General features: G+C 68.5%; 8 protein-coding genes. 4 read left to right on the top strand and 4 right to left on the bottom strand.

The features are described from left to right. Positions 1 to 29: 29 nt before the first annotated feature. The 3 genes from ABFG95_RS04845 to ABFG95_RS04835 all read left to right on the top strand — a co-directional run bounded on the left by ABFG95_RS04845 (position 30) and on the right by ABFG95_RS04835 (position 4,712). A complete protein-coding gene (locus ABFG95_RS04845) occupies positions 30 to 2,198 on the top strand; it encodes a TonB-dependent receptor (protein ID WP_278993014.1) in 2,169 nt (722 codons plus the stop codon). A 100-nt stretch (positions 2,199 to 2,298) separates the two neighbouring features. Next, complete coding sequence (locus ABFG95_RS04840; protein ID WP_278993016.1) at positions 2,299 to 4,461, top strand: TonB-dependent receptor; 2,163 nt, start codon at positions 2,299 to 2,301, stop codon at positions 4,459 to 4,461. A gap of 95 nt (positions 4,462 to 4,556) precedes the next feature. After that, positions 4,557 to 4,712, top strand: a complete 156-nt coding sequence (locus tag ABFG95_RS04835; protein WP_156350986.1) for a hypothetical protein — start codon at positions 4,557 to 4,559, stop codon at positions 4,710 to 4,712. A gap of 50 nt (positions 4,713 to 4,762) precedes the next feature. Here the strand turns inward: ABFG95_RS04835 and ABFG95_RS04830 are convergent, their stop codons facing one another. The 4 genes from ABFG95_RS04830 to ABFG95_RS04815 all read right to left on the bottom strand — a co-directional run bounded on the left by ABFG95_RS04830 (position 4,763) and on the right by ABFG95_RS04815 (position 10,406). Continuing rightward, positions 4,763 to 7,195: a TonB-dependent siderophore receptor gene (locus ABFG95_RS04830; RefSeq protein ID WP_232063846.1), complete on the bottom strand. Its 2,433-nt coding sequence runs from the start codon at positions 7,193 to 7,195 to the stop codon at positions 4,763 to 4,765. Between the two features lie 290 nt (positions 7,196 to 7,485). Continuing rightward, positions 7,486 to 8,469 carry a FecR domain-containing protein gene (locus ABFG95_RS04825; protein ID WP_348995526.1) on the bottom strand — a complete coding sequence of 328 codons (984 nt, stop codon included), beginning with the start codon at positions 8,467 to 8,469 and terminating at the stop codon, positions 7,486 to 7,488. Further along, positions 8,466 to 8,969, bottom strand: coding sequence for a sigma-70 family RNA polymerase sigma factor (locus tag ABFG95_RS04820; RefSeq protein WP_006384744.1), 504 nt, complete (start codon positions 8,967 to 8,969; stop codon positions 8,466 to 8,468). Before ABFG95_RS04820 ends, ABFG95_RS04825 begins: the two co-directional genes overlap by 4 nt. A gap of 105 nt (positions 8,970 to 9,074) precedes the next feature. Continuing rightward, positions 9,075 to 10,406 (bottom strand): MFS transporter, encoded by a 1,332-nt coding sequence (locus ABFG95_RS04815; protein ID WP_038504076.1) that lies wholly within the window; start codon positions 10,404 to 10,406, stop codon positions 9,075 to 9,077. Between the two features lie 120 nt (positions 10,407 to 10,526). Here ABFG95_RS04815 and ABFG95_RS04810 point away from each other — a divergent pair, with 120 nt between their 5' ends. Beyond that, the gene (locus ABFG95_RS04810; protein WP_238908519.1) at positions 10,527 to 12,029 is read left to right on the top strand and encodes a PLP-dependent aminotransferase family protein; all 1,503 of its coding nucleotides are present in this window, start codon (positions 10,527 to 10,529) and stop codon (positions 12,027 to 12,029) included. Positions 12,030 to 12,101: the final 72 nt, after the last annotated feature.

Here is a 12,101-nt window from a genome sequence, read left to right as displayed (position 1 = left end):
CCGCCTCCGGGCTATTGCGTTTTTTTCGTATGACTCATTCCTTCCCGTCCTCGCCCTTCGTCCGCGCCATCCTGCTGGCCGCCGCCAGCCTCGGCGCGCCCGCCATGGCCGCCGAGACCGCCGCGCAGCTTCCCGCCATTCGCGTCACGGCCGAAGACGCCGCCGTCGACGACGGCCGCCTGCATGCCATTGGCGCCACGCCGCCGCCGGCGACGCTCGACCATACAGTCACGCAATCGGTGTCGGTGGTGGATCGCCAGGACCTCGACCGGCTCAGCGCCATCAGCACGCTGGAGCTGCTGGGCAGGATTCCGAACGCCACCATCAATCTGGGCGGCGGCATTGGCGGCACCCTGTTCCTGCGCGGCATGGACACGCTCGATATGCGGGTGCCTGTGTTCATCGACGGCGATCGCTTTCGCGGCCGCAACAAATTGCAGTTCATGCTCATCAGCCCCACCGAGCTGGAAGCGGTCGAGGTGGTGCGGGGGCCTGATTCGGCGCGCTTTGGCAGCGATGGGCTGGGGGGCTTGATCAACTTCGTCACCAAGCGCGCCCATGGCAACCTGGAGCACGGGTTCACCGTGGATGGCGGCGAGGTGTCGACCACCTGGCAGAGCAATGGCAACGGCAGGCAGGCCAACGCGGCGCTGGAGGCGGCCGGCGATGGCTTCGACCTGCGCGTCTATGCCACCGGGCGGCGCGCCGGCAACTTCCACAGCGCCGAGGGCGCAGTGCCGAACAGTGATTTCCGCAGCGCGGGCGGCGGCATCGTGCTGGGCTACATGCCCGATGCGCGCCAGCGCGTCGAGATCAGCGGCCGCATGGCGCACGTCAACGAAGGCTGGGCCGGCACGGTGCCGCCCTATCCGCTGGCCACCACCCGCAGCAATCCCCTGAACGTCAAGCAGGGAAGGCTGGCCTATCGGGGCGAGTTCGACGGCGCGATCAGCGAATTGCGCGCCAGCGTCTACGTCAACGAATTCGACACCACGCTGGTGGTGCACAACCAGGCCAATCCAAATCGCGTGCTGGATGTGCAGCGCCACGTGCCAGGGCCACTGGCCTACGGGGGAAGTCTCGCGGCAACGCTTCCGTGGGCCACTGTCGCCACCACGGTCGGCATGGATTTCATGCATGAAAACTGGCCCGGCCAGGGGCGGCGAACGCAGGTAACAGCGCGTCAGCCCGACGGCGGCACGATCGTCAATCGCGGTGCTTGGGTTCCCAGCGGACCGGCCCGCTACCAGACCAATATCGGCGCATTCCTCAGCAATGAGTGGACCATTTCGCCGAAATGGACGTTGACCGCCGGCGGTCGCCTGGATTGGTACCGTTCCGATGTCGACCTTGACCCCTTGCCGTCGCCCGATCTGCTGCCGGCTTTCCGCGCGGCGCGGAACAACCAGCAGACCGCCACCACGGGCAGTCTGGGACTGTCGTACCGCGCCACCCAGGTGATCGAACTGCTGGGCAGCGTCGGCAATTCGTTCCGCATGCCGTGGATCTTCGACATGTTCGACGCCGGCTTCACGGGCGCCAGCTATTCCTTCCCCAACCCCCAGCTCAAACCCGAGCGCGGCATCAACGTCGATGTGGGGACCCGCCTGCATTTCGAGGATGCCAGCGTTGGCCTGACCGCGTTCCGCAGCGATTTCCGTGACTTCATCGAGAACGTCAACACCCAGTACAACGGCCTGCCCGCCACGCAAAAGGCGAATGTGGGCAAGGTCCGGGTGCAGGGCCTGGAAAGCGACTGGCGCTGGCAGGTGACGCGCGCGCTCAACCTGTATGGCAGCGCGGGCTACCTGCATGCCACCAACCGCATCACCCACCGGCCGTTGCCCTCCATCGCCACGCTCAGCGGCCTGATGGGGGTGCAGTATGTCGGCCCGAATGACGCCTATGCCTTCGGTGCCGAATTGCAGTGGGCCAAGGGGCAGGGCCGTTATGACGACCGCAAGGAATACCCGGCGGCCGGCTTTGGCGTGGTCAACCTGTCCGCGCAATTGCAGCTGGACCGGCTGGGCTTGCCGAAGGTGGGCAATACCCAGGCGGTGTTCAGCATCAACAACCTGTTCGACCGCGCGTATCGCACCGCCGCCACGGCGTCGAATGTCAATTACCCCATGACGGGCCTGAATCCGTTGCTGCAGCCGGGGCGCAGCGTCAATGTGACGTTGCGGACGCGGTTCTGAGCCTGGCGCGCGGGGCCCTGTTGCCCCGCGCGCCGGCTTTCATCGCCGCCGCGCACGGCGGTGTTTCTCCGGCCTTCGGGCTTTGCCTTTGCCTTCCTGTATGACTCATCCCTTTCCGCCTTCGCCCTTCGTCCGCGCTTTCCTGCTCGCGGCCACCACCCTTGGCGCGCCCGCCGTGGCCGCCGAACCCGCGCAGTTGCCGGCCATCCGCGTCACGGCCGGCGACGGCGCGGACGACGGCCGCCTGCACGCCATCGGCGCCACGCCGCCGCCGGCGACGCTGGACCATGCGGTGACGCAATCGGTGTCGGTGGTCGACCGCCAGGACATCGACCGGCTCAGCCCCATCAGCACCCTGGAGCTATTGAGCCGGATTCCCAACGCCACCATCAACCACACGGGCGGCATTGCCGGCACGGTATTCCTGCGCGGCATGAATACCAATGACATGCGGGTGCCTGTCTTCATCGACGGTAATCGCTTCCGTGGCCGCAATACCCTGCAATTCATGCTGATCAGCCCGACCGAGCTGGAGCAGGTCGAGGTGGTGCGGGGGCCGGATTCGGCGCGCTTCGGCAGCGATGGGCTGGGCGGCCTGATCAACTTCGTCACCCGGCGCGCCCACGGCAATCTGGATCATGCATTCCAGCTCAATGGCGGCGAGGTGTCGGCCTCGTGGCGCAGCAACGCCAACGCGCTGCAGGCCAACGCCGCGCTCGAAGCCGCCGGCGACGGCTTCGACCTGCGCGTGTATGCCACCGGCCGGCGCGCCAGCAATTTCCGCAGCGCCGCCGAAGAAGTGCCCAACAGCGGCTTTCGCGGCGCGGGCGGCGGCATCGTGCTGGGCTACATGCCCGACGCGCGCCAGCGCATCGAGATCAGTGGCCGCATGGCGCACGTGAACGACGATGCCGCCGGCGCGGTGCCGCCGTATCCGCTGGCCAGCAGCCACCGCGATCCGCTGGCCGTCAAGCAGGGCAAGCTGGGCTATCGCGGCGAGTTCGATGGCCTGATCAGCGAGTTGCGGGCCAGTCTTTACGTCAACGAATTCGACACCACCCTGGCGGCCCACAACGAGGTCAATGCGGCGCGCGTGGTCGATGTGCGCCGTCATGTCATCGGACCGCTGGTCTACGGCGGCAATTTCGCGGCGACCATCCCGTGGGCCAAGGTCGCCACCACGCTTGGCATGGACTTCATGCATGAAACCTGGCCGGGCCAGAAGCTGCGCACCTGGACGACGGTGCGCCAGCCCGACGGCGGCACCACCACCAACCGTGGCGACTGGATCCGCAGCGGACCGACCCGTTACCAGACCAACATTGGCCTGTTCCTGAGCAACGAATGGAATCCCGCGCCAAAATGGACGGTGAGCGCTGGCGGCCGCTTCGACTGGTACCGTTCCGACGTCGGCCTGAGCCCGTTGCCATCGCCCGATCTGCTGCCGGCCTTCCGGGCCGCGCAGAACAATCAGCAAACGGCGACTACCGGTAGCCTGGGCCTGTCATACCGGGCCACGGAGGTGATCGAATTGCTCGGCACCGTTGGCAATTCATTCCGCATGCCATGGATTTTCGACATGTTCGATGCCGGCTTCACGGGCACCAGCTACACCTTTCCCAATCCCCAGCTCAAGCCTGAGCGCGGCGTTAACGTGGATGCCGGGACGCGCCTGCATTTCGACGATGCCACGGTTGGCCTGACGGCATTCCGCAGCGACTTTCGCGATTTCATCGAAAGCGTCGACACGATGTATCTGGGGCTGCCGGCGACGCAGCGCGCGAACGTGGGCAAGGCGCGCGTGCAGGGATTCGAAAGCGACTGGCGCTGGCAAGTGACCCGCGCGCTCAACCTGTATGGCAGCGCCAGCTATCTGCACGCCACCAACCGGGTGACGAACCGGCCGTTGCCGTCCATCGCTGCGCTCAGCGGCTTGATGGGGGTGCAGTATGTGGGGCCGAACGAGGCCTACGCCCTGAGCGGGGAATTGCAGTGGGCCAAGGGGCAGAGCCGCTACGACGAGCGCAAGGAATATCCGGCCGCCGGCTTCGGCGTGGTCAACCTGTACGCGCAACTCCAGCTGGATAAGCTCGGATTGCCGCGGGCCGGCAATACCCAGGCCGTGCTGGGCGTCAGCAATCTGTTCAACCGCGCCTACCGTAGCGCGGCCACGGCCTCGAACGTGAATTACGCCATGACGGACCAGAATCCATTGCTGCAGCCGGGACGCAGTTTCAACCTGACGCTGCGGACGCGGTTTTGACGTTTTTCGGTCGCGGGAACCGAACCCCGCCGCGCCGGTCCATCGCCAACGGATCGGCCGCCGGCCATTCCGCTTGATATATCAAGGAAGACCTCATGTTCGGAATTGGAATCGCCCTGGCCATTCTTGGCGCCGTGTGCCTGCACGCGGCGATCGGCACGCATCGCGCCGGGTGTGAGCGCCGCGACAGTTATGCCCTGGCGGGGCTGGGCATCGTCGCGGGAAGCGGCGGCGCGTTGTTGCTGGTCTAGGCGCCGCGCTCGCAGGCAGGCGGGCGTCCCGGCCTCGGGACGCCCGTTTTTTACCAGTAGTACTTCACCGACGCCACTACCGTGCGGCCGTTGCCGTACATGCACACGCCGTACGACTGGCAGCCGCTGACATAACGCTTGTCGAACAGGTTGGCGGCGTTCAGGGCGAAACGCCAGTTCGGCATTTCGTAGTGCAGGCCGGCGTCGTAGACGGTGTAGCTGGGGATCTTCAGCGAGTTGTCGGCCGCGCCCGCGGCCGAGCTCTGGTAGCGCACGCCCGCGCCGGCGCCGAAGCCTTCCAGCGGCCCGGTGCGCCAGGTCCAGTCGGCCCACAGCGAGGCCATCTGGCGCGGACGCGGGATGTCCACCGGCCACTTGCCCTGGGTCTCGTCGTTGGCCTTGGTGATCTTGACGTTCTGGAACACGTAGGCGCCGACGATGGACAGTTCGGGCGTGATCTTGCCCACGGCGCTCAGCTCGACGCCCTGCGAGCGCACCGCGCCGGTCTGCACGTAGCTGCTGTTGGTCGGGTCGTTCGGGTTGTTGGTGACGACGTCGGTCTGCTTGATCTGGTAAATGGCGGCGTTCAGCGTCAGGTTCTTGCCGTCGGGTTGCCAGCGCAGGCCGGCCTCGATCTGTTTGCCCTGGGTCGGCTTGGCCCAGTTGCCGTCGGCCAGGCGGGTGTTGGAGACCGGGTTGAACGAGGTCGAATAGCTGACGTAGGGCGACAGGCCGTAATCGCCAAGATAGGTCAGGCCGACGCGGCCGGTGACGGCCTGGTCCAGCTGCGCGGCGCGGGTGTCGGCCTCGCGGTCGTTCTGGCGGGTGCGGGCCCAGTCCTTGCGGCCGCCCAGCGTCAGCACCCAGCGGTCCCACTTGATCTGGTCCTGCGCGTACAGGCCCACCGTGTTCATGACGGTATAGGTGTCGGTGCGCGGGAAGGCGTTGGGGCCGTAGAAGATCGAGCGGTTGATCGGCGTGTAGACCGGGTGGTAGACGTTGAGCGACGGCGCCAGCGCCATCCATTCGCTGTCGATGGTGGACTGGCGGCTGTATTCCAGGCCGGTCAGCAGCGTGTGTTCGAGCGCGCCGGTGCGGAATCTGGCCTCGGCCTGGTTGTCGATGTCGAAACGGCTGTAGTTGAATTGGAAGCGGCCGGCATAGCGCGTGATCGTGGCCTGGGTCGGGTCGCTGTCATCCAGGCCGCCGCCCCAGACCGAACGGTTATTCAGCTGCAGGTGCATCAGGCGCGTGTTCTGGCGCAGGGTCCAGACCGAATCCAGTTTGTGTTCCAGCGCGTAGCCGACCGACCATTGCTTCTTGTGATAGTCGTTGAAGTCCGGTTCGCCGGTATAGACGTCGCGCGAAATGCGGCCATTGGGATTGGACAGCACCGTGCCCTGGGCGGGCAGGAAATTGGTGTTGATGTCGCCCCAGTCTTCCAGGTAGGTGGCCGACAGCGTCAGGCTGGTGGCTGCGCTGGGCTGCCAGCGCAGCGACGGCGCGAACACCACGCGCTGGTCCTTGTTGGGGCCGGTCTGGGCGTTGCCGTCGCGGCCCACGCCCAGGATGCGGTACGACAGCGTGCCGTCCTCGTTGAGGCTGTCGCCGAGGTCGAAACTGAGCTGCTTGCGGGCGTAGTTGCCGACCTGGGTCTCGATTTCGCGGATGCGCTCGCCGTTGGCCAGCTTGCTCTGCACGTCGACGATGGCGCCGGGGTCGCCCTGGCCGTACAGCACCGAGGTCGGGCCGCGCAGCACGGTGATGCTGTCGATCAGGTAGGGATCGACGCGCCAGCTGGCCAGGTTGAGCGTGTTGGGCACCTGCAGGCCGTCGACGTAGGCGGTGGGGGTGAAGCCGCGCAGGGCCGAATACCAGTCGGAACGGTTGTCCGAGCCATAGCTGGAGAAGCCGGGCACGTAGTGCAGCGCCTGGTTGATGTCGGTGGCGCCGGTCATCTCCAGCTGCTGCGCGGTGACCACGTTGATGGTCTGCGGGATCTCGTTGAGCGCGGTGTCGGTCTTGGTGCCGGTGCGGCTGCGGCGCGCCACCAGGCCTTCGATCGCGTCGCCCCGGGTGTCGCCATAGACCGAGACGGTGGGCAGCGTGGCGGTGTCGGCGGCGGGCGGCTGCACCACCGCGGTGTTGCCGGTGATGCGCGCGACCAGGCCCGTGCCGGCCAGCAGGCGGTCCAGCGCCTGTTGCGGTGTCAGGGTGCCACTGATGGCGGGCGCGCGCCGGTCCTGCACCGCTTCGGGCAGGTAGTAGACCTGCAGATTGGTCTGGCGGCCCAGTTGCAGCAGCGCCTGCGCCAGCGACTGGGCGGGCAGGTTGATCTTGACGGCGGCGGCTTGCGCGTGGGCGGCGGACGGCGCGGCGCCCAGGGCGACGGCGAGGGCAAGGGTCAGGGTGCCGAGGGCGGCATGCAGCGGCGTGGCGCGGGGGCGCGGGAGGCGGGTGGGCCTGGCGGAAATCTGGGTCACGATGGCGCTCGATCGGGGCGGCGGTTTCCGCTAGGAAACCGGCCGGCGGGTTCATGCGGGGCGACAGCCTCCGCTTACCTGCTAAGAGCGGATCGGACGCCGAACCCCGTAATGATTCTCAACCCAAAATGGAAACAAGATGTATCTCCGGCCGGGCCGGCCGGGCGGCGCGAGGGGGCGGCGTTGCAAGCGGCGCGGTGGCGGTCGCCGCGCGGCGCTGGCGAGGGCGGAAAGCGGAAATGCGGGGGCGGGGCGCGGAGGGCGGCCTGGACGGAAGACGCGGCGCCGGGTCAGCGGGCGATGATGTCGCTGCCGCCGTCGGCGCGCGGCGTCACGCGCACGGGGATCAGGGCGGGCAGGGCGGCCAGGAACCCGCGGGTGTCGTCGACGTCGAACACGCCGGCGATGCGGATGCCGCGCAGCGCGGCGGCGACCCGGATGGGCTGTTCGCGGTAGCGGTTGATCTCGTCCACCACCTGCGCCAACGGCACGTTGTCGAAGACCGCCTTGCCCTGCCGCCAGGCGGTGAGCGTGGCCACGTCCACGGCTTCGGCCCGCAAGGCGTCGCCCGCGTGGGTCAGGCTGACGCCCTGGCCGGCGGCCAGCAGCACCCGTTCGCGCCGCCACCAGGCGCCGGTGGCAACCTCGACCGAGCCGGATTCGACCGCCACCGCCAGCCGCTGGCGGTCATAGCGCACGTTGAAGCGGGTGCCGGTGACGCGCACGCGGCCCAGGTCGGTGTCGACGACGAAGGGCCGCGCCTTGTCCGGCGACACCTCGAACAGGATCTCGCCGGCGTGCAGCGCCACGTGCCGTTCGTCGCGGGTGTAGCGCACGTCGGCCTGGGTGGCGGTGTTCAGCGTCAGGACCGAGTCGTCCTGCAAGGCCACCCGGCGGCGCTCGCCGCGGGCGGTGGCGTAGGCCTGTTCGAACAGCGTCGGCGCCGGCCCCCAGAGCGGCCAGGCCAGACCGGCGCCGGCGGCGGCGCAGGCGGTGGCGGCCAGGCCCCACGTCAGCCGGCGGCGTTGCGGCGATGGCGGGGGCGGCGCCGGCCGGCGCGAGAGCAGGGCGCGCAGGTCGCGGTCGGGCACGGCCTGGGTCAAGCCCCACACCTGCAGCATCTCCTGGTAGGCGCGTTCGTGCGCGGCGTCGGCCTGGCGCCAGGCCTCGAACTGGCGCCGTTCGCCGGCCGTCATCAGGCCGCCGCGGTCGCGCGCGAACCAGTACGCGGCGGCGTCCAGGGGATCGCTCGGCAGGTTGGGAACGGATGTCATGGCGAATAAGCGTGCAGCCGGGTGTGCAGGTGGCGCATGGTACGGGTCAGGTATTTTTCCACGCTGCTGACCGACAGGCCCATGTGGCTGGCGATTTCCGGCACGGTCCAGCCTTCCAGGCGGTGCCAGGCGAAGACCGCGGCGCAGGGCTCGGGCAGTTCGTCCAGCGCCTGCCGCAGCGCGCGCGACAGTTGCGCGGTGCGCGCGCCGGCCTCGGGGCTGTCCTGCGCGGGGTGTTCGTCTTCGTCCAGGTCGTGCAGCGGCACGGCGGCGCTGCGCACCTGCTGGTGATACTGGTTGGCCAGGCCGTGGTAGATGCTGCGGTGCAGGTAGGCGCGCGGATTGCGGATGGCCGAGACGTCGCCTTCCAGCATGTTGGCGATGGCGTCGTGGGCGGTGTCCTCGACGTCGCCGCTGGCGTGGCCCTTGCGCTTCCATGTGCCCAGCAGCTCGCGATAGTAGGCGAGCCAACCATGTTCGGCGGGGCGGGTCCGGCGCATGCGGGGGCAACGTGGAAGGGACGAAGCCGCCGATTATTGCAAATAAGAATAATTCTTGTAAAGCCGGCCGGGGCGCGCGGGCTGCCGCCCCGGCCGGCGCCGCCGCTACAGCGCGCGGCTATGCTGACCGGCGCCCAGCGCGCCGCCGCGCTGGCGGGCGGCCTCGCGCTCCGGCGTGGGCAGGTAGATCGCGCACAGCAGGTTGGCGCCGGCAATGATGGCGAACATCAGCGCCATCGGCTGCCAGGTCAGGCCGAAGGTATGCGCCACCCACAGGCCCACCAGCGGCGTGGTGCCGCCGAAGATCGCGCCGCACAGCTGGAAGCTGAGCGAGATGCCGGTGTAGCGCATCTCCACCGGGAAGGCCAGCGGCAGGTAGGGCGCCAGCACCGCGTAGTAGGCGCCGATCAGGAAGATGGCGGTGAGGATGCCGATGGCGATGTTCTGGATGTCGCCGGTCAGGATCAGCATCATCATCGGCACGGCCCACAGCGTCGACAGCGCGGTGACCCAGATCAGGAAGCGGCGCTCGCCGACGCGGGTGGCGATGTACGAGGCGATCGGGAAGCTGATCAGCTCGACCACGCCGGCCCAGGTCACCACGTCCAGGATCTGGCTGCGCGTGATCTTCAGGTAGGTGGTGGTGTAGGTGATCATCAGGGTGGTGACGAAGTAGAACCCCGAGATGCCCAGCAGGCACAGGCCGATGCCCAGCAGCAGCGCGCGCTTGCGTTCGCGCAGCACCATGCTGATGGGAGCGGTGCTTTCCTTTTTCTTTTCCTTCAGGCGCGCTTCCAGTTCGGGACTTTCGTTGACGCCGCGGCGGATGACGAAGGCCACCAGCACCAGCACGCCGCTGATGATGAAGGGCAGGCGCCAGCCCCACGACAGGAAGTCCTCTTTGGGCAGGTCCGACACCAGGCGGAACACGCCGGTGGCCAGGATCAGGCCGATGGGGCTGCCGTACTGCGGCGCCGAGGCCAGGAAGGTGCGCCACTTGGGCGGCGCGTGTTCGGCCGCGATCAGCACCGCGCCGCCCCATTCGCCGCCCACCGCGATGCCCTGCACCAGCCGCAGCGCGACCAGCAGCACCACGGCGGCCAGGCCGATCGAATGGTATGACGGCAGCAGGCCGATCAGCGTGGTGGCCACGCCCATCAGCAGCAGCGTGATGACCAGGCTCTGCTTGCGGCCGACGCGGTCGCCGAGATGGCCGAACAGCACCGCGCCCACCGGCCGCGCGAAAAAGCCGATGGCGAAGGTGCCGAGCGAGGCCAGCGTGCCCATGAAGGGATCGTTGGTGGCGAAGAACACGTCGCCGAACACCAGGGCGGCCGCCGTGGCATAACAGTAGAAGTCGTACCACTCGATCATGGTGCCGAAGAATGCGGCGGCCGCCGCCCTGACCGGCTGTCTGCGGCCATTCTGGTCTTGCATGGAATTCCCCTTGTTTGTCGCGGCTTTCCACGGTGGCGCCGCATTGGATACGGCGTTGACGATAGCAACTACTGGCTATATCTTGTATAGCCACAATCCAATCAGAGATAGGTCCACTTCATGAAGGAAGTCCTGCTCGCCGACCTGCTTTCCGGCGCGCTCTCGCGCGAGTCGGCCGACCCGCTGCAAAAGCAGATCTACGACATCGTGCGGCGCGGGGTGCTGGACCACACGCTGGTGGCGGGGCAGCGCCTGCCGTCGTCGCGCGTGCTGGCGCAGGAGCTGGGCATTTCACGCATCACGGTGACGCTGGCCTACGAGCGGCTGATCGCCGAGAACTACCTGAGCGCGCGCGGCGGCAGCGGCACCTTCGTCGAGAAGACCGTGGACCGGCCGCTGCTGCCGCCGGCCTCGCCCGAACACGTGCAGCGCCACGTGCCGGGCCTGTCCACGCGCGGCGAAGGCATCGCCGGCGGCGCGGCGGGGCTGGGCCAGCACACCGGCGCGTTCGTGCCGGGCGTGGCCGACGCCAGCCTGTTTCCGTTCCACCTGTGGCGCCGGCTGGTGTCGCGCCACCTGGGCAAGTCGAACCTGGCGCTGTCGGGCTACGCCAAGGACGGCGCGGGTTTCCTGCCGCTGCGCGAGGCCATCGCCAGCTACCTGCGGTTGGCGCGCGCGGTGGTGTGCGAGCCGGAGCAGGTCATCGTCACGGCGGGCACGCACCAGTCGATTGATCTGTGCGCCCGTATGCTGACAGAGTGGGGCGACGCCGCGCTGGTGGAAAGTCCCTGCCACTGGGCCTTTCCGCCGGTGCTGGCGGCGGCCGGCGTGCGCGCGCATGCCGCCGTGCTCGATGACCAGGGCCTGGACCTGGCGGCCAGCAAGCTGCCGCGCCGGGCGCGGCTGTTGATCACGAGTCCGTCGCATCAGTACCCGACCGGCGTGGTGATGCCGCTGGCGCGGCGCCTGGAGCTGCTGCAGGCGGCGCGGGCGCGCGGCCTGTGGGTGCTGGAGGACGACTACGACAGCGAGTTCCGCTACGACGGCGCGCCGATCCCGTCGCTGCAGGGCCTGGACGCCGACGGCCGCGTGATCTACCTGGGCACCTTCAGCAAGACCATGTTCGCCGGCCTGCGCATGAGCTACATGGTGGTGCCGCCGCAGGTGGCCGAGTCGTTCTCGCGGGCCTGCGCCAGCATCTATCGGCCGGGGCAGTTGCATCTGCAGGCGGCGCTGGCGGATTTCATGGCGGACGGCCATTTCTCGCACAACATCAAGCGCATGCGCACCGAGTACGCGCAGCGCCAGATCGTGCTGCGCGACGCGCTGGCGGCGCGCGTCGGCGATCAGGTGCGGTTGTCGCAGGCGCGGGCCGGCCTGCATGTGTATGCGCGGCTCGATCGCAAGGTGTCGGTGCCGCGCCTGGCCGAGGCCGCCCGCGACGAGGGCATCGTGCTGGGGCAGCCGCATTACCTGCCGGATGCCGCCAGCGTGGCGTCGCCCGCGGTGGTGCTGGGATATGGCGGCGTGCCATGCGAGCGCATCGACGACGGGGTGGCGCGCTTTGCGCGGGCGCTGGGGCGGGCCGGGGAGAACCGGCCCGCGCGCCGGGCGCGTCGTTGAGCCTTGTCGTTGCGTCCAGGCGGCCGGTCGCCGCGGTGACGCCCGATGATGCAACTCGGCAGCGAATCACGG

This window comes from Achromobacter sp. HNDS-1 (assembly GCF_040084795.1).
GTDB lineage: Bacteria > Pseudomonadota > Gammaproteobacteria > Burkholderiales > Burkholderiaceae_B > Achromobacter > Achromobacter ruhlandii.
The sequence above is the reverse complement of the archived record's forward strand: the minus strand, read 5'-3'. Positions and strand labels throughout refer to the sequence as shown.